Annotated in this window: 16 protein-coding genes and 1 rRNA gene; 15 read left to right on the forward strand and 2 right to left on the reverse strand. The window is 30.2% G+C overall.

The annotated features are described in order from the left end of the window. Positions 1–24 precede the first annotated feature (24 nt). Positions 25–642 carry a hypothetical protein gene (locus CS884_RS10395; protein ID WP_099321738.1) on the reverse strand — a complete coding sequence of 206 codons (618 nt, stop codon included), beginning with the start codon at positions 640–642 and terminating at the stop codon, positions 25–27. After that, on the reverse strand, positions 639–1,115 hold the full coding sequence (locus CS884_RS10400) for an aminoacyl-tRNA deacylase (protein ID WP_099321739.1): 477 nt from the start codon (positions 1,113–1,115) through the stop codon (positions 639–641). Before CS884_RS10400 ends, CS884_RS10395 begins: the two co-directional genes overlap by 4 nt. A gap of 188 nt (positions 1,116–1,303) precedes the next feature. On the opposite strand from CS884_RS10400, the gene CS884_RS10405 reads away from it, so the two are divergent. The 15 genes from CS884_RS10405 to CS884_RS10475 all read left to right on the forward strand — a co-directional run. Continuing rightward, positions 1,304–2,158, forward strand: coding sequence for a DegV family protein (locus tag CS884_RS10405; protein ID WP_099321740.1), 855 nt, complete (start codon positions 1,304–1,306; stop codon positions 2,156–2,158). Positions 2,159–2,364: 206 nt separating this feature from the next. Then, entirely contained in the window at positions 2,365–2,898 is a 534-nt protein-coding gene (gene infC, locus CS884_RS10410; protein WP_180753332.1) for a translation initiation factor IF-3, read from the forward strand. A gap of 3 nt (positions 2,899–2,901) precedes the next feature. Beyond that, positions 2,902–3,099, forward strand: a complete 198-nt coding sequence (rpmI, locus tag CS884_RS10415; protein WP_099321742.1) for a 50S ribosomal protein L35 — start codon at positions 2,902–2,904, stop codon at positions 3,097–3,099. Positions 3,100–3,116: 17 nt separating this feature from the next. Further along, positions 3,117–3,470, forward strand: coding sequence for a 50S ribosomal protein L20 (gene rplT / locus CS884_RS10420; RefSeq protein ID WP_099321743.1), 354 nt, complete (start codon positions 3,117–3,119; stop codon positions 3,468–3,470). A 9-nt stretch (positions 3,471–3,479) separates the two neighbouring features. Next, a complete protein-coding gene (locus tag CS884_RS10425; protein WP_099321744.1) occupies positions 3,480–4,199 on the forward strand; it encodes an RNA methyltransferase in 720 nt (239 codons plus the stop codon). A gap of 248 nt (positions 4,200–4,447) precedes the next feature. Further along, on the forward strand, positions 4,448–5,470 hold the full coding sequence (pheS, locus tag CS884_RS10430) for a phenylalanine--tRNA ligase subunit alpha (protein WP_099321745.1): 1,023 nt from the start codon (positions 4,448–4,450) through the stop codon (positions 5,468–5,470). A gap of 8 nt (positions 5,471–5,478) precedes the next feature. Continuing rightward, complete coding sequence (gene pheT, locus CS884_RS10435; protein WP_099321746.1) at positions 5,479–7,866, forward strand: phenylalanine--tRNA ligase subunit beta; 2,388 nt, start codon at positions 5,479–5,481, stop codon at positions 7,864–7,866. Positions 7,867–7,874: 8 nt separating this feature from the next. After that, on the forward strand, positions 7,875–8,366 hold the full coding sequence (gene zapA, locus CS884_RS10440) for a cell division protein ZapA (RefSeq protein ID WP_099321747.1): 492 nt from the start codon (positions 7,875–7,877) through the stop codon (positions 8,364–8,366). Then, positions 8,366–10,570, forward strand: coding sequence for a U32 family peptidase (locus CS884_RS10445; RefSeq protein WP_099321748.1), 2,205 nt, complete (start codon positions 8,366–8,368; stop codon positions 10,568–10,570). Before zapA ends, CS884_RS10445 begins: the two co-directional genes overlap by 1 nt. Then, positions 10,570–12,915: an endonuclease MutS2 gene (locus CS884_RS10450; RefSeq protein WP_099321749.1), complete on the forward strand. Its 2,346-nt coding sequence runs from the start codon at positions 10,570–10,572 to the stop codon at positions 12,913–12,915. The genes CS884_RS10445 and CS884_RS10450 overlap by 1 nt, the downstream gene beginning before the upstream one ends. A 14-nt stretch (positions 12,916–12,929) precedes the next feature. Next, entirely contained in the window at positions 12,930–14,630 is a 1,701-nt protein-coding gene (gene argS / locus CS884_RS10455; RefSeq protein WP_099321750.1) for an arginine--tRNA ligase, read from the forward strand. Further along, a complete protein-coding gene (locus tag CS884_RS10460) occupies positions 14,630–15,331 on the forward strand; it encodes a hypothetical protein (protein WP_099321751.1) in 702 nt (233 codons plus the stop codon). The genes argS and CS884_RS10460 overlap by 1 nt, the downstream gene beginning before the upstream one ends. A 1-nt stretch (position 15,332) precedes the next feature. Continuing rightward, positions 15,333–16,424 (forward strand): tetratricopeptide repeat protein, encoded by a 1,092-nt coding sequence (locus CS884_RS10465; RefSeq protein WP_099321752.1) that lies wholly within the window; start codon positions 15,333–15,335, stop codon positions 16,422–16,424. Between the two features lie 32 nt (positions 16,425–16,456). Further along, entirely contained in the window at positions 16,457–18,007 is a 1,551-nt protein-coding gene (locus tag CS884_RS10470; RefSeq protein ID WP_099321753.1) for an NAD(P)/FAD-dependent oxidoreductase, read from the forward strand. Between the two features lie 360 nt (positions 18,008–18,367). Then, positions 18,368–18,493 (forward strand): 16S ribosomal RNA (locus CS884_RS10475); the annotation flags it as partial.

An 18,493-nucleotide genomic window follows, 5' to 3' on the forward strand; every position in this document is an offset into this window, starting at 1 on the left:
TTAACCCTTAAGTTAAAATTTAGCTTAAGGGTTAAATTTTGTAGATGAAATTCTTGGAGTTTTTAAATTATTTGCTAGAAATTCGATTGTTTTTAAATCTTCATATGCCTTTGGATTATTTTCTTTGATAAAATTAATAATGTCGATCATCCAAACCACTACATATTTTGAAAGATAAAATCCTTGTATTCCGTTGGCAAGAATTGATCTTCGGCCATTTATAACGATATCATTTCTTATTTCTTTAAAATAATCCGTATAGTAGTAATTTGCCTTTGGATCAATAATTACATTTTCTATTATACTCACCAAGGCATCTAAATATTGATTTTCCATAGGATTAATTAAAAATTCTATATTATTTTCCTTATTTAAAAAAATATCCTCAACTGGATTGTATTTATCATAAGATTTTCTGTATTCATCAATGGAAAGACCCTGGAAAAAATTTGGATAAAGTCCATAGGGATATTTTGACTTTTCAATTGAATTTTTTAGAAATTCAAGCTCATAGCAACCATTATCAAAAGAAGCTATTAGTATGGGAGAAAAAGTAACTAGAAGCCTTAATCTCTTATTTTCCAAATCATTAGGAAAAATTATTTTTACATAGTCTTTATTTTTTTCTATTTTTAAAGTCATTGTATAACATCAAAAAATTTTGCACCATTAGCCTTGGCTAAGTCTTGGGCTTTAATTTTTAGACTGTGGCCAACTTTGCCAGCAGATACTTTAATAAAATCCATTTTTAAAGCAGAATCATCAATTACAACTGGATAATCTTTTTTCATAGCAAGAGAAGTTGTTGCTCCTCTTTCATAACCGACTTTTGATTTTAAATCTTTAAGCGGTAGCATTTCAAGACTTTTCACTCCAACAGCAACACTTGCTTTTTTAAAATCTATACTTTCAGCCCCTGGTATTACAAAAATATAAATCTCGCCATTATTTGCAACGGTCGCTAAAGTTTTAAAAATTGTTGAAATATCAGTGTGTGTTTTTTCGGATAAATCGACTGATGAAACGAAATCTCCTTGAAATTCATAGTCAATATGCTCATAGTTTATTTTTAATTTGTCTAAGGCTCTCATAGCATTAGTTTTTAATTTTTTCATATAATCACTTCCTATTTTGTAATTATACTACTATTTTATAATTTCCTAATCAAAGTAAAATAAAAGAGAAAAAATTTTTAGACATAATAAGCTAATAAATCTATTAAATATAAATAAATTTTGTAAATTTTTTATGATTTTATGGTATAATATTATAACTAATGGGTCTGTTCCGAGAGGGGGGTTTTATGGAAAAAATTGCGATACTTGTAGATAGTGCAAGTGATATAAGTAATGAAATAGCAAAAAGACTTAATATATACACCCTATCCTTATACGTAAATTTGGATGGAGAATACCTAAAAGATAGAGTTGACATATCTTCAGATGAATTCTATAAATGGGTAAGAGAAAATAATTCTTTACCAAAAACATCAGCAGCATCTCCAGGAGACGTAACGAATTTATATGAAAAAATCAAAGCAGATGGTTATGAAAAAGTCCTTGCAATTTCAATAGGTTCGAAATTTTCCAGTACCTACAGCTTGTTAAATACAAATAAGATTGAGGGCTTAGAAACTTATGTTTTTGATAGTGGAAATCTTACTATGGCAGAAGGATTTTTTGCCGTATATGCTGATAATTTAATAAAAAAAGGATTTTCTTTTGAGGAAATAATTGATAAATTAAATGAGAAAAAAGATAGTTCTTTTGTATATTTTACAATAGATTCTTTTAAATACATTGTTGAAGGTGGAAGAGTTCCAAAAACTTTTGGAAAGATTGGAGATGCACTTTCAGTTAAACCAATAATAAGTGTAAATCCTCTAGAATCAGCCTTTAAACTAGTAAAGATAGCTCGTGGTGAAAAAAAGGTTCTTAATGAGCTTAGAAAATTTGCAGAAAATGAAATTGAAAATGTTAAAGATTATTATATGTTTTTAGGTCATGGTGGCTATCAGGAAGGAATCGGGAAATTAGAAGAAAAATTATCAGATATTATTGCTGGTGCTAAGGAATGTTTTAAAGTTCAAATTTCTCCAACACTTGGAGCAAATACTGGTCCTGGTTTATATGGATTTGGTATATTTAAGCTTGATTAGAGATTTTAAATAAAAATAAGCTTAAAAATCTTATAATTCAAATTTCAACAAGATTTTACTTGACAAGTTAAAGCTATAATAGTAATATATATGACGTAGACAACAAAGAAGTACCCAATACTCACCTGCCGATTAAGATTTGTAGGTTAATAAATTTTTATTTAAAATTTGAACGGGTACTTTGTGCCCGCTTTTTTTATGAAATTATACATGGAGGTATAACTATAAAAGATTTAAGAATAAATGATGAAATTAGAGCTGACCAAGTTAGGTTAATAGATGAAAATGGTAACCAGATTGGCATCACTTCTTTAAATGATGCTTTAGATAGAGCTGATGAAAAACGCTTAGATTTAGTTTTGATGAGCCCTAATGCAAAACCACCTGTTACCAGGATTATGGACTATGGTAAGTTTAAATATGATCAAGAGAAAAAAGAAAAAGAAAATAAGAAAAAACAAAAAAACGCTCAACTAAAAGAGACGAGATTTTCTTTAAATATTGAAGATAATGATTTGCAAACTAAAGCAAACCAATCAATAAAATTCTTAAACAACGGGGATAAAGTAAAAGTTTCTATTAGATTTAGAGGTCGTGAGCTTGGACGTAAAGAACCAGGTTATGAATTGATGGATAAATTTACCCAAATTATAGGTGATGTAGGTGTAGTTGCACAAAAACCTAAAATGGAAGGTAGATCTCTAGTAATGTTTTTAGAACCAAATGAAAATAAGGAGTAAAAAATGGCTAACAAAAATAAAACAAGAAGAGCAGCTGCTAAAAGATTTAAAGTTACTGGAAGTGGAAAAATAATGAGAATGAAAGCTTACAAAAGCCACAAGACAGCTCAAAAATCACCAGCTAGAAAAAGAAGATTAAGAAAAGCTACTACAGTATCTAGTGCTAATTTATCAAATGTTAAAAAATTACTTGGAATGTAATAGGAGGTTAAGAAAAAATGGCAAGAGTAAAAAGAGGAATAAACGCTAAAAAAAGACATAAGAAAGTATTAAAACAAGCTAAAGGATATTACGGATCCAAGAGCCTTCTATTCAAAACAGCTAACCAAGCTGTAATGAAATCACTAAGCTATGCTTACATCGGTCGTAAACATAGAAAGAGAGATTTTAGAAAACTTTGGATTGCAAGAATCAATGCTGCTGCTAGAATAAACGGAACAAGCTATTCTAAACTTATGGGCAACCTTAAAAAAGCAAACATCGACATCAATAGAAAAATGCTTGCAGAAATTGCAGTTGAAAATCCAGCAGAATTTAGCAAATTAGTAGAATTAGCTAACAAAAACGCTTAATAAATCTAGATGATTATAACTTCAAGTGATAATCAAAAATATAAGTATATATCAAAGCTAAAAAGCAAAAAGTTTAGGGATAAGGAAAATTCCTTTATCATAGAATCAAAAAAATTAGTAGAAGAGGCAATCTCTTCTGCTGATGTTGATTTTATTTTTTTAAGCGAAGACAATAAGGGTTACGAAAGTAATTTAGAAAAAATAGTTTTTTCAAACAATCTTTTTAATAAATTAACAAATCTTGTAAATCCTGATGGTTTTGCAGCAGTAGTCAAAAAACCAAGGCAAAAAGATATAAAAGGTAAAAAAGTCCTAATGTTAGATCAAATTAACGATCCTGGAAATATGGGAACCATAATAAGATCGGCAGAAGCTTTTGGATTTTCTGATATAATTTTACTTGCTAATACTTGTGATATATACAATGAAAAAACTTTAAGAGCCTCAATGGGCTCTATATTTAGATTAAATTTCGTCTACAAAAATATAGACGATATCAAAAATTTAAAAGAAAAATATAAGATTGTATCTGCTGATATGAGTGGGTATGATATTAATGAATTTAAAAGTGATGAAGATTTGATTTTAGCTATTGGAAATGAAGCAAATGGCTTATCTGATGAAGTAAGAAATCTTACCGATATTTTTGTAAAGATTCCTATGCAAGGGAAAATTGAATCTTTAAATGCGGCAATAGCTGCAAGCATAATAATGAATAAGTTAAGCTAATGATTCGAAAAAAAGTTTGGCTATCCTTATACAGAAAGAAGGGTTGATGAGAGCCTTTTAAGTAACGGTCAAATAATTCATCGATGAAGCAAGATGTGAAATTAAGTAGCTGAAACGTCTAGTCTGCGTTAAAAGACCAATGAGCGGATTTTATTTAAAATCAATTAAGGTGGTACCGCAGATTAAATGTTACTATATTCTGTCCTTTTAGGATGGAATTTTTTTATACAAAATTTTAGGAGGAAATTATGGAAGAAAACTTAAAAGAACTCATTGCTAAGGCAATCCATGAAATAGATTTAAGTCTTAGTCTTGAAGAGCTGGAAAAACTTAGAGTAAAATACCTTGGAAAAAAAGGATTAATAACAGATCTAAAGAAAAATATAGCAAAATTGCCAAAAGAAGAAAAGCCACAAGCAGGAAAATTAATCAACCAAACTAGCGTAAAAATAGAAGAAGCTTTGGAAGAAAAGACAAAGGCCATAAGAGAAAAACTTCTTGAAGAAAAAATAGAAGAAGAAAAAATTGATGTCACAGCACATTTTGATAGAAAAACTAGTGGGCATCTTGCTCTTATCAATCAAACCTTAGAAGACTTGGAAGCAATTTTTCAAAATATGGGCTTTGATGTAGTTGAAGGACCAGAAATTGATACAGTAAAAAACGTCTTTGATGACTTAAATTCACCTGCAGATCATCCTGCAAGATCAACTTCAGATACATTTTATATTACAGATGATGTTCTCCTAAGACCACATACTTCTTCAATGCAAATTAGAGTAATGAATGAGGGCAAACTTCCAATAAAAATGGTATCAGCAGGAAGAGTTTTTAGAAACGACGAAGTTGATGCAACACATTCACCAATGTTTCACCAATTGGAATGTCTAGTTGTAGATGAAAATGTTTCAATGGCAAATCTTAAAGCTACTCTTGAAACTTTTATCAAAGAAATGTTTGGAGATGACATAAAATTAAGATATCGTCCTCATCATTTTCCATTTACAGAACCATCCTTGGAAGTAGATGCAACTTGTCCTATTTGTAAAGGCAAGGGCTGTCCTGCTTGTGGAAACACTGGTTGGTCAATGGAACTTTTAGGTGGAGGAATGGTTCATCCAAACGTTTTGGAAGCTTGTGGTATCGATAGCGAAAAATACACTGGCTTTGCCTTTGGACTTGGGGTAGATAGGATAGCCATGGTTAAATATGGACTTGATGATATCAGATTACTCTATGATAATGACAAGAGATTTTTAGAACAATTTTAGGAGAAATTATGTTAGTACCTTTAATTTGGCAAAATGAATATGTAAAAATTAACGAAGATATAAAGACAATTACAGATAGACTTTCTGAAACTGGAAGTCACGTTGAAGAAGTTACAAGAAAAACTAGCGATTTAAAAGGCGTTGTTTTAGGAAAAATTATTAAACAAGAAAAACATCCAAATGCAGACAGGCTAAAAGTTTTAACCATTGATATAGGGGAAGAAAATCCGACAACAATAATAACTGCAGCAAAAAACACAAATGAAGGCGATAAAGTTTTTGTAATAAAAAGCGGAACGACTCTAGATAATGGAAATCATATTGGCGATCATGATTTTTTTGGAATAAATTCATCTGGCATGCTAACAAGTTATGGGGAACTTGGCTATGACGATAGCGTAATTCCTAAAGAATTTAGAGATGGGGTAATTATAATTGATGATGATTACAAATTGGGAAGTTCTGTTAGTGAAGTTTTATCTTCAAATTCTCCAGTTATAGAATATGAAATAACTCCAAATAGACCAGATTGTCTTTCAATTATAGGCATGGCAAGAGAAAGTGCGGCAAGTTTTGGAGAAAAAATAAGCCTTCCAGAAATTAATTACCAAAATAATGATGAAGATATAAAAGAATTTGCCAATGGTGTAGAAATATTAAGCAAATCATGCAATAGATTTACAGGAAGAGTCGTAAAAGATGTGAAAATTGGCAAATCTCCACAGTGGTTACAAAATTATCTAATCTTAGCAGGCATGCGCCCAATAAATAACATCGTAGATATTACAAATTTTGTAATGCTTGAAACTGGTCAACCACTTCACGCTTACGATTTGGACAAGCTTGCTGGCAAAAAAATCATCGTAAGAGATGCAAAAGATGGTGAAATCTTAAAAACCTTAGATGGAGAAGAAAGAAAACTTGATTCTTCGATGCTAGTTATTGCTGATGAAGACAAGGTAATTGGCTTAGCTGGAATCATGGGTGGATTTGATACAGAAGTAACTAATGAAAGTAAAAATATTTTATTAGAAGCTGCAAATTTCAACTCCACAAATATCAGAGAAAGTTCAAAGAAATTAGGACTTCGTAGTGAAGCATCAAGCAGATTTGAAAAAGGCATTGCCATAGAAATGGCAGATTTTGCGTCAAGGCGAGCTATGAAACTAATTGAAGATCTTAAAATCGGCGAAATTATCGGTGGATCTTTTGATGAGGGTGATAAGAAAAGCAAAGAAAAAGAAGTAGAACTTAGAATATCAAGACTTAACGCCCTAACTGGTGTAGACTTTACAATGGATCAAGCAATTAAAAATCTAGAACTTTTGGAATTTGAGGTAGAAAAAATCGATGAAGATAAAATTTTGGCAAAAGTTCCATATTTTAGATTGGATATTGATATAGAAGCAGACCTAATAGAAGAAGTTGTAAGACTTTATGGCATGGGAAAAATTGAATCAAAACCATTAAAATCAACCCTACAAAGAGGAATTCGCTGCAAGGCTCGTTTATTGCGCGATGATCTTAAAAATGAACTAAAGGGCCAAAAATTCATGGAGATAACAACTTATTCATTTATTTCTCCAAAAGAATTTGATAAAATGCAAGTGGATGAAAATTCCAAAATAAGAGATTATATAAGCTTAATAAATCCTTTGGGCGAAGATTTTTCCGTAATGAGAACCACCCAAATACCAAATATGCTAGATGTAATTAGCAAAAATATCAACAGAGGTGCAAAAGATCTAAGATTATTTGAATTGGGTAAAACTTTTGAAAAAACAAAAGAAAAATTGCCAAAAGAAAATGATACATTAACCGTGGGACTTTTTGGAGCTTATGATTTCTACGATATGAAAGATTACTTCGAAGAAGTTATGAAAAATGTAGGATTTGAAGGATTTTCCTATAAGAAAAATGAAACCTTAAAGAGTTTTCACAAAGGAAGATGTGCTGATATTTATTTTGATGGTGAAAAAATCGGCCTTATTGGAGAAATTTCTTACGATTTAAGAGATACCTACGGAATAAATAAGGGTTGTTTAATCCTTGAAGTAAATCTTTCAATGATAGGAGATAAGAGGATTACAGATAGAAAGTATAAGCCTCTTCCAAAATATCCAGCTATAAGCCGTGATTATGCATTTGTAACAAATAGAGATATGGAAGTTGAATTTATCGAAGAAACTTTCAAAAACAAGGGCAGTGATTTGATCTCTCAAATAGAATTATTTGATATTTATACTGGAGATCAAATTGAAAAAGACAAAAAATCCGTTGCTTATAAAGTAACTTATAGGTCAAATGAGAAAACCTTAAAAGAAGAAGATATAAAGGATATAGAAGAAGAAATTTTAGAAAATCTTTCTAAGTCTGATGTTATTTTACGTAGTTAGGAGCAAAAATGTCCGTAAATAAAATTATAGTAAAAATAGATGGTATAAGCTACACCCTATTAACAGAGGAAAATGAAGAGCAAATTAAAAAGATAGCAAAATTTGTAGAAAAAAAGATAGAAGAAGTCAAATCTGATCGTTTAAGCCACGAAAGAGAATTGGTCTTAGCATCTTTAAATATAGCAAATGATCTTTACAAACTTCATGAGGATCAAAAAAACTTTGAAGAAGAAACTAAAGAAGCTAGAGAAAATTATCCAAAGCTAAAAGACGACTACAAAAACGTTATAGATAAAAATAATGATTTGCTCATAAAAATTAACGACCTTAATAAAGAAAATTTAGAACTTAAAGACAAGGTTGACAACCTAAAAAGAGAAATTAATTCTTTTGATCAAGCAGACAAAAATCTCGATAAATTAAGATCTGAAATAAAACGACTCCAGAATGAATTGATAAGCTTAAAAGCCGAAAACGAAAAATTCAAGGAATCTCTTTAATGAAAAAACCTGAAATTTTGGCACCAGTTGGCAATTTGTCCATGCTTTATGGGGCGATTGCCGCTAATGCCGATAGTTTTTATCTTGGACTTGATGATTTTTCTGCTAGAGCTTATGCAGAAAATTTTACCATAGAAAATATAGAAGAAATAATTGATTACATCCATCTTTTTGGTAAAAAAATTTATATTACCATTAACACTTTGATAAAAGATATGGAAATGAGAAAAGTCATTTCTAATATTGAAAAACTTTATAAATATGGTGTGGATGGACTTATAATTCAAGATATTGGACTTTTTTCTATAATAAAAGACAAATTTCCAAATCTAAAATTACACGCTTCAACACAGATGGCTGTCAGAGATTATTATGGCGCAAAATATCTTTCTTCTATTGGCTTTGACAGAATTGTAATTGCTCGTGAATGTCCCATAGAAGAAATTAAGAAAATTAAAAGTCTTCCCATAGAAATTGAAGTTTTTGTTCATGGTTCTTTGTGCGTTGCATATTCAGGAGAATGCCTAATGAGTTCATACTTTGGAGGACGTTCTGCTAATAGGGGAAGATGCGCTGGTCCATGTAGGCAAAAATACCAGCTGATTTCAGACGGGAAAAAATTTCCTTATGATTACTATTTGAATATGAAAGATCTAAACACTATCGATAAGTTAGATGAGCTTATAGAATTAGAAGTAGATTCTATAAAAATTGAAGGCAGAATGAAAACACCTGAATATGTCCATAGTGTGGTAAAAAATTATAGATCAAAAATAGATGAAGATTTTTATGATGAAGATGAATTATCTGATTCTTCAAACAGACAATTTACACAAGGTTTTATTTTTGACCAAAAAAATGATTATATAAGCTTGAAAGATAGTAATAAGCATAGAATAATTGGCAAAGTTCAAAGCGATAAAGGGGAAAAATATTTTATCAGTAATTCTTCCCTAGAAAAAGAAGATATCTTAGAAATCACAACCGATAAAGGAAAAAAACTACCCTTTACAACCACAAAAACTTATGAGAAAAATGAAAAAATTTTCCTTGAAAAATATAAGGATGCCCTAGTTGGATCAAATGTCTTACTATTAAACTCGAAAAAATTGTCAAATACTTTAAAGGATGACTTAAATTCTTATAGAAATTTGCCAGTAAGCCTTTATTTTAAAGCAAATATTGGAGAATATCCACAAATTACTTTAACTTATAAGGATATAAGCGTAAGTTACAAAGGCGATATCAAAGTTGAAAAAGCAGAAAAAATCGCCGTAAATAAGGAAGATATAAAAGAAAACCTAGAGAAATTTACCGATGAAATATTTAGTCCAACAAAGATTGCAATAGACATTGATGAAAATATTTTTATAAGAAAAAAAGAAATCAACCAATGTCGCAGATCCGCCATAAAACTCTTAGAAAATGAGATTTTAAAAGATTATAAAAGAAATGCTGTAAAAATTTCCTTGCCAGATATAAAAAAAGTAAATACTGGTAAAAGAGAGAGAAATATTGAATTACTAACCAACGATATTTCTCCAGAATTGTTAAAAGATTTCGATAATATATATCTAAGAACCTACGATAAAAAATACCAGGGGAATAACATATATTTAATTTTGGATTCACATGAAGATTATGAAATTGATAAACTTATTGAGCACATCAGAGAAAATAAGATAAAAGGTGTAATTTTCAACAATTATAGAGATCTAAATTTCATAAAAGACTTTAGAGAAAATAATATAGAAATTAGAATTGGAAGATACTTAAACGTTTTTAATTCTTATAGCTTTGATTTTTATGGGAAATTTGCCCAAAGAATTTGTTCAAGTGTTGAAAATGATCTTACAAATATCAATAAAAATAGCAAAAATTTTCCAGTCGAAGCTCTTGTTTATGGGAGAATTGAGCTTATGACTATGAGACATTGTCCATTTTCTCTTATAAAAAAATGCCGACTAAAGGGCTGTGAAAGCTGCAAATTTAACAATGCTTACATGAAATCTTTCGATGATCATTATCTAAAAGTCATACGCTATGGTAATTATTCCAAAATTTATCCAAAGGAAATTCAAAATTACAAGAGGGATAAATTTGCTAAAGAAGTGTCATTTTTATATTCTGTTATCAGTGATGAGGATATTTTAAATATAGAAAATACAAGGATAAAAAACTCTTATGAGAAAGGAGTTATTTAATGGATGATAGAACTTTAGAAGTGCTTGAATATTCTAAAATTTTACAAAGTCTATCCAACGAAGCTCGTTCACAAATAGTAAAAGAAAAAATATTAAAGCTAAAACCAATGACGGATTTTAGAGAAATTTACAATGAATTAGAATATACTAGCCAAATGTTAAAAGTTATTAGTAGATTTGGCAATATCGATATATTTGGTCTTTATGATTTTACGGATCTTATAACTTATGTAAGGAAAAAAGGAATCTTAGAAACTTATGAATTACTAAGGGTAGGCGATTTATTAAGAGCTTGCGAGTATCTAAAAGAATATGGAAAAAATATTGAAGAGCCATATATAAAAGATCTTTTTTACAGAATTTCAACTAATGATTTTATCAGAAATGAAATAGAAAGGTCTATTTTAAGCGAAGATGAGATTGCCGACAACGCTTCAGTGGATTTAAAAAACATTAGACGCCAAAAAGATAAAAAAGAAGCTGAAATAAAGGCAAAGCTTAATTCTTATATCACTAACCAAAGATATGATGATGTTTTACAAGATAAAGTTGTATCAATGAGAGATGGCAGATATGTTGTTCCAGTAAAAACCAACAAGAAATCCATAATCGGTGGAATTATTCACGACAAATCATCAAGCGGAAACACCTTATTTGTAGAACCTCAGGCAATAGTTGAACTTAATAATAATCTTAGAGATTTAGAATTAAAAGAAGAAGATGAAATTAGGAGAATTTTAGATAGACTTTCAAGATTTGTAGAAGGTTTTGACCTAGAAATTTTGGAAAATCAAAAAATCCTATCAAGAATTGATTTCCTATCCGCTAAAGTAAAATACGCCTTGCAAAATGAACATACAAGACCTAATATAAATGATAAAAAAATCATCAATCTAAAAGGAGCTCGCCACCCTTTACTAAAGGGAAAAGTTGTACCGATTGATGTGGCAATTGGAGGAGACTATCACACTTTAATTATTACAGGACCTAATACTGGGGGCAAAACAGTTTCCCTAAAAACAGTTGGACTAATTACTCTTATGGCACAATCGGGTTTTTTTATTCCTGCAGAAGAAGAATCTTTGGTAAATATTTTTGACGATATATTTGTGGATATAGGAGATACTCAATCAATAGAAATGAGTCTTTCAACTTTTTCGGCATCTCTTACAAATATTGTTCATATCCTAAAAAAAGTTAGTAAAAATTCATTAGTCCTCCTTGATGAAATCGGATCTGGAACTGATCCTACAGAAGGAGCAGCTCTAGCCATTTCTATTTTGGAAAGATTAAGAGAAGATGAAATTATGACTTTTGCAACAACCCATTATAGCGAGCTAAAATATTACGCTGTGGAAACTAAAGGAGTTATGAACGCATCAGTAGAATTTGATGTAAATACTCTTTCCCCAACTTTTAAACTAGTGATAGGAACTCCTGGAAAGTCAAATGCCTTTGAAATTTCAAAAAGACTTGGCTTAGATGAAAAAATCTTAAAAAACGCACAAAGTCTTCTTACGGAAGATACAAAAAATGTCAACAAAATGCTTGAAAGAATCGAAAAAGACAAAAGCTCTCTAGAAGAAAAAAATAGAGAGATTGACATTTACAAAGAACAAATTCAACAAACAAGGCTAAAACTAAAAGAAAAATCAGAAGAAATTGAAAAACAAAAAGAAGAAATAATCAGAAAAGCAGAAGATAGGGCAAATGAGATTTTAGAAAAAGCAAATAAAGAATCTCAAGAAATGCTAAAAGAAGCCAAAAAATCCAAAAATGCAAACACTTCAGATATAGACAGAACTTTAAATAATATTAGAAATAGATATAAAGATAATATCATAGAAAGAAAAGATAAGTCTTTAAAAATGAAAAAATCTAATAAAGCTCCAGATGAGCTAAAGATAGGAGATATAGTAATAATAGCTGGCCTTGATGAAAAAGCAGAAGTCATAAGTTTACCAGACAATAAGGGAAATATAAAAGTTCAAATGGGCATACTAAAAATGGATGCAAACATTAAAAATTTAACAAGAATTTCAAGGCCCGATCCAACTAGAAAAAATGTCAAAAAAGTGTATAATGCAAAGAAAGTAGCAAACTTTTCTCCTACGCTAGATTTAAGGGGACAAAGACTTGAAGAAGCTTTAATAAATGTAGATAAATATCTTGACGATGCTATGTTAACTGGCCTAGATGAAGTGAAAATCATCCACGGCATGGGCACAGGTGCCCTTAGAAGTGGAGTAACCGATTATCTAAAAAATAGTAGGTCTATAAAATCATACAGAACGGGAAATGATAAAGAAGGTGGCTTTGGCGTTACCATAGTTAGTCTTAAATAAAAGGAGATAAATTTATGAAAGATCAAAAAGAATTAATTGCAAAAAAATTAGAGAGCTTAAATATTGGCTTATCTTATGATGAAATTTATAATTTAATTGAAATTCCGCCTCAAGATGACATGGGAGATTATTCTTTCCCATGCTTTTCACTTGCAAAAATTAAAAGAAAAAATCCAGCACAAATAGCAAGTGAACTAAAAGAAGAAATTGGTGAAATTGAAACTATCGAAAAAATCGAAGTTTTAAATGCTTATATAAACTTTTTTGCTGACAAAAGTTTTATCCAAAACCAAATACTAAATGAAGTTTTAGAAGAAAAAGAAAATTATGGTAAAAAACAAATTGGAACAGGCAAAAATGTTACAATAGATTTCTCTGCACCAAACATTGCAAAGCCATTTCACATTGGTCATATAAGATCAACTGTAATTGGAGATGCTATTAGAAATATTTATAAAGCCCTTGGTTACAACACAATTGGCATTAACTATATAGGAGACTATGGAACACAATTTGGTGTAATGATTGCAGCTTATAAACTATGGGGAGACAAAAAGGCAATTGATGCTGATCCAATAAATGAATTATTAAAATTATATGTAAGATACAATACTGAAGCTGAAGATGATCCTTCTATGATGGATGCCGCTCGTGCTGAATTTAGAAATCTTGAAGAAGGTCAAGAAGAAGCGGTAGAACTTTGGCAATGGTTTAAAGACTTATCCTTAAAAGAATTTGATAGAGTATATGAAATACTTGATATAAAATTTGACAATTATCACGGTGAAAGCTACAACGCAAAGGCAGAACCAAGAGTAATTAAAGAACTTAAAGATAAGAATTTATTGATTGATAGCGAAGGAGCTCAAATAATGGATCTTTCTGATGAAGAACTTCCACCAGCAATAATACTAAAATCTAATGGTTCAAGCGCTTATATTACAAGAGATATAGCAACAGCAGAAAATCGTGACATAGAATATGGTTTCTATAAGAATTTATATGTAGTTGCAAGTCAACAAAATCTACACTTCCAACAACTTAGAAAAATTCTAAAGAAAATGGGTCATGAATACTGGGAAAATTGTATCCATATACCATTTGGCTTGGTTTCAATGAAAGATAGAACACTTTCAACACGTAGAGGCCATGTTATCTTCCTAGAAGATGTTTTAAACAAAGCAATTGAAAAGACCAAAGATATCATGATTGAACGTAATGCAGATATTGACGATATAGATAAAACAGCTCAAATAGTTGGAATTGGTGCTGTGAAATTCCAAGAATTATATAACAATAGAATTAAAGATTATGTATTTAACTGGGATAACCTACTAAATTTCAACGGTGAAACAGGACCTTATGTACAATACACATATGCTCGTGCAAAATCTGTTTTGAAAAAATCAGGCAAAGAAGAATTTGGGAAAATGAATTTCTCTAAATTAAACTCGCAAGAAGAAATGGCTTTAATAAAATCAATCGGATCTTTTGAAGATGCTTTGATAAAAGCTCACGATAAATATGAACCATCAATGGTTTCAAGAGCAATCATGGATATTGCCAAAAACTTCAACAAATTTTACAATGCTTATCAAATAAATGTTGAAGATGAACAATTGCAAAATGAAAGATTAGCATTAACCTATGCAGCAGCCATAGTTATAAAAGAAGGATTGGCTCTACTTGGAATAAAGACTGTTGAGAAAATGTAATGAATGATAGATTTAAGGACTTTTTTGAAGTAACTGGCAAAGCTTTAAAAGAAAGCTTTGCTAAGTTAAATAAAGTTTATATAGCATTTATTGTTATTTTGATTAGGGCCTTTTATCAAAATTATCGATTCACAGGTATGTTTTCTAGATCAATGGCTGGCGGTCTTTTAAATTATTTTATAGACGCAGCCATGCTTTGCTTTGTAGCTCAAGCACTTAGATCCATAGTTGTCTATGGAAATTCCGGAAAAAAATCTATTGGAAGTTCCTTAAACAATTTCTTAAATCCAATTTTAAGAACGGTTTTTTATACCTATCTTTTGCAAATGCTAATTGGAACTTTCCAAAGTGGATTTTCCTTTAGCCTATATATGTTATTGCTAGTTGGTTTTGAAATTTTATTTTCAGCTATGCTAGAAGAAGTTTATATCAATAGTAGAGCAGGATTTGATGCAATAAGATCATCAGCTAAGTTTGTATGTGATAATATAATTCCTTATGGTTTATTTTCGCTAATATTTATTATTATAGAAGTTTATTTCTCCTATAATTTTACTTTTCAACTAGCTTTTGGTTTGGAAAAAGCAGCATATATCTTATTGTTTGCAATTATTCAGTTGTTTTTCTATGTTGTTAGAGGTCATATGTTTAAATATCTAAACGATCACCCATATCGTCAAAGAAAGTTTATGAGATCATAAGATGACTTTAGATAATTATTTTAAAAAATTTTCCAAAAATTTGGCTTATTTAGAACTTAAAGATTCGTCAAATTTCCAAATGTTAAAAGGCGTTTCATTGCCTGTTTATATCGACGAAGTAAAAGAAGGTATTTTATCGGGAGCTATGGAAGAAGAGATTAAAGCGCAAAATTTTTTTGATGGAATGATCATAAATTTAGCCATAGATCCTGATTTTATCTACAATGACAAATACAAGTTGATTTTAGACAATTATATCGAAGATTTAGCCAATTATACTACTAATCAAGCTCTACAAGCAAAAGATAGGACAAAAGCAATACTTCTTTTAAGAGGTGGATTTTTATTAAATCCTATAGATTCATATAATTCTTATCTTTATGCTAGAAATCTTTGGCCGCTAGCATTTGAAATAAGTGAAGATTGCAAAGACGAATTTATAAAACAGTCGATAAAAATTCTTGAAGATATTGTAAAAAGAAATGAAAATTTTGCTCCAGCCTATTATGAATTAGGAAATATTTATGCAAATCTAGGAAGATACATTAAAGCTAAAAGTTATTATAACAAAGCTTTGCAAAAAACTGACTCCATAGAAGCGATTGACGAAATAAGAGAAAAAATAAGCGAAATTGAAGATAATGCTCAAATAGAAGAAGCCTTGTATTTAATAGGCAAAAGCAGATATGATGATGCAATTACAACTCTTACTCATCTTTTATCAAATGAAAAAAGAGCAGATGCCTACTATTATCTGGGAGTTTCCTACCAAAACCTTGGTCAATATGAAAACTCTATAATGGCTTTTGAAAATGCAATAGATCTAGGGGCAAATTTTAGAGAACTTTATAATGATTATGCAATTTCTTTGTATCTAAACGAAGAACTTCATCAAGCCCTAGAAGTAATAGATAAAGGCTTAAAATTATACCCGTCTGATCCAAGGCTTAGCTATAACAAAATACAAATAAATTTGGTATCAGGAAATCTTAAACAAGCTCAAAAAGACATAGAAGAGCTTCTTAGCTTTGATGATCTAAGTGATGAAATAAGAGAAAATTTATCAATAATAAAAGAACAATTTAAAATTTAAAGACCTTGCGAGGTCTTTTTTAATGAGGAATTATGATAATAATAAGAAACATAATACAAGAAAGTGATGATCCCAAAAAACTGAAGAAAAAAATAGAAAAACTTATAAAACGAGATGATTTTTCCTATGAAATTTATAGAAAATCCATCGATTCAAGAAAAGGTATCAAATATAATTTCCAGGTTTTGGTTGATTTAAAGCTTTCAGAAAAAGAAGTAAAGAAAATAAAAAATGCTGAAATATACGAGGTCAAGGATTTAGAAATAAAGATTAAAAATCCTCCAAAAGAAGTAAGTATCGTTGGCACTGGACCTGCTGGACTATTTTGTGCTTATGTTTTAGCGCAAAACAAGGTAAAAGTCAAACTTTACGAAAGAGGAGAGGAAATAAAAGATAGGATAAAAACTATCGAAAATTTCAAAAATGGTGGAAAATTAAACACAGAAAGTAACATTCAATTTGGAGAAGGAGGAGCTGGGACCTATTCAGATGGCAAACTTACAGCAAGATCCAAAGATCCAAGAGTTAGATATGTCCTAGAAACTTTCCACAAAAATGGCGCACCAGATGAAATATTAATCGACAATAAGGCTCATATAGGAACTGATCTGCTAAGAGATGTAATAATAAATATGAGAAAAGAAATAATAAAAAATGGTGGTGAATTTTACTTTTCCAATAGACTTGATGACATAAAGATAAAATCAAATGAAGTAGAAAATATTATTATTAATGGGAAAGGTAAACAAAGCGGAGCTTATGTTCTTGCTCTAGGAAATTCAGCTAGAGATACATTTGAAATGCTTAGTCAAAAAATCCAAATGGAAAATAAAAACTTTGCCGTTGGACTAAGAATTGAACACAAAAGACAAACGATAAACATGGCCCAATATAATGGAAAAGAAACCGATAATCAAGGGAAATTACTCCCACAAGCTTCCTACAACTTAAGCTACAATAATAAAGAAAAAAACTTATCAGCCTATACATTTTGTATGTGTCCAGGTGGATATGTAGTAAACGCAAGCAGCGAAGAAGAAAAGCTTTGTGTAAATGGCATGAGCTACCACGATAGGGATGGCGAAAATTCAAACTCCGCAATAATTGTTACAATAGATGGAAAAACCTATGGTTCTAAGGTCTTAGACGGAATGAAATTTCAAAGAGAAATAGAAAAGAGGACCTACAAATTAGGAAATGGAAAAGTCCCAGTCCAAAGATTTGCTGATTACAAGAAAGATACCTCAACAGAAAAACTAGGTCAAATTAAGCCATCAGTACAAAGTCCATATACATTAGCAAATTTAAGAGGAATATATCCGAGAGAAATTGAAGAAATGATAATAGAAGCAATAGAATCAATGGGAGAAAAAATCAAAGGATTTAACGATGATGATGCAATTTTATCAGCAGCAGAAACCAGATCATCATCCCCAATAAGAATGCTTAGAGACGAAAACAACAAATCCTTGGGAATAAATAACTTATATGTAATCGGTGAGGGAAGTGGCTACTCTGGAGGAATAGTATCATCAGCAATTGATGGTATAAAAACAGCTCAATTTATATTAGAAAGAGCATAAAAAACATTTGACATAATAGAAAATAAAGCGTATCATTAAATAAGTCACTACAAAAATTTGTAAGCTAAGTAAAACTTTTGTAAAAAAACACAAAAAAGATTTGACAAGCAAACAAAATAGTAGTAGACTATAAAAGTCGGTTCCCAAAGAACCGCAAGGAACCGGATATCAAAAAGATATCCCAAAACATAATATCAATGATTATAAAAAAATATAATCAACCATAAATTAAACAATTTAAACCAAGTTGATTTCAAAAACAAAAATCACGCATTGATGAAAATCAGTGTAAATGAAAGAGTCATGATTAAAATGACTTTCATAAGAAATAAAAACTACAAAAAAGTAGTAAAAATATTTTTTCATGAGAGTTTGATCCTGGCTCAGGATAAACGCTGGCGGCGTGCATAACACATGCAAGTCGAACGATGAAACTCATTTGATTTCTTCGGAATGAAAATAAGTGGATTAGTGGCGAACGGGTGA

This window comes from Anaerococcus sp. Marseille-P3625 (assembly GCF_900232825.1).
Classification (GTDB): domain Bacteria; phylum Bacillota; class Clostridia; order Tissierellales; family Peptoniphilaceae; genus Anaerococcus.

Coding starts and splice junctions, on each gene's coding strand:
- zapA (WP_099321747.1), top strand. CDS start 7,875: ATGTCCGTAAATAAAATTATAGTAAAAATAGATGGTATAAGCTACACC.
- CS884_RS10450 (WP_099321749.1), top strand. CDS start 10,570: ATGGATGATAGAACTTTAGAAGTGCTTGAATATTCTAAAATTTTACAA.
- argS (WP_099321750.1), top strand. CDS start 12,930: ATGAAAGATCAAAAAGAATTAATTGCAAAAAAATTAGAGAGCTTAAAT.
- rplT (WP_099321743.1), top strand. CDS start 3,117: ATGGCAAGAGTAAAAAGAGGAATAAACGCTAAAAAAAGACATAAGAAA.
- pheS (WP_099321745.1), top strand. CDS start 4,448: ATGGAAGAAAACTTAAAAGAACTCATTGCTAAGGCAATCCATGAAATA.
- CS884_RS10465 (WP_099321752.1), top strand. CDS start 15,333: ATGACTTTAGATAATTATTTTAAAAAATTTTCCAAAAATTTGGCTTAT.
- CS884_RS10470 (WP_099321753.1), top strand. CDS start 16,457: ATGATAATAATAAGAAACATAATACAAGAAAGTGATGATCCCAAAAAA.
- CS884_RS10395 (WP_099321738.1), bottom strand. CDS start 642: ATGACTTTAAAAATAGAAAAAAATAAAGACTATGTAAAAATAATTTTT.
- rpmI (WP_099321742.1), top strand. CDS start 2,902: ATGGCTAACAAAAATAAAACAAGAAGAGCAGCTGCTAAAAGATTTAAA.
- CS884_RS10400 (WP_099321739.1), bottom strand. CDS start 1,115: ATGAAAAAATTAAAAACTAATGCTATGAGAGCCTTAGACAAATTAAAA.
- CS884_RS10460 (WP_099321751.1), top strand. CDS start 14,630: ATGAATGATAGATTTAAGGACTTTTTTGAAGTAACTGGCAAAGCTTTA.
- CS884_RS10405 (WP_099321740.1), top strand. CDS start 1,304: ATGGAAAAAATTGCGATACTTGTAGATAGTGCAAGTGATATAAGTAAT.
- CS884_RS10445 (WP_099321748.1), top strand. CDS start 8,366: ATGAAAAAACCTGAAATTTTGGCACCAGTTGGCAATTTGTCCATGCTT.
- CS884_RS10425 (WP_099321744.1), top strand. CDS start 3,480: ATGATTATAACTTCAAGTGATAATCAAAAATATAAGTATATATCAAAG.
- pheT (WP_099321746.1), top strand. CDS start 5,479: ATGTTAGTACCTTTAATTTGGCAAAATGAATATGTAAAAATTAACGAA.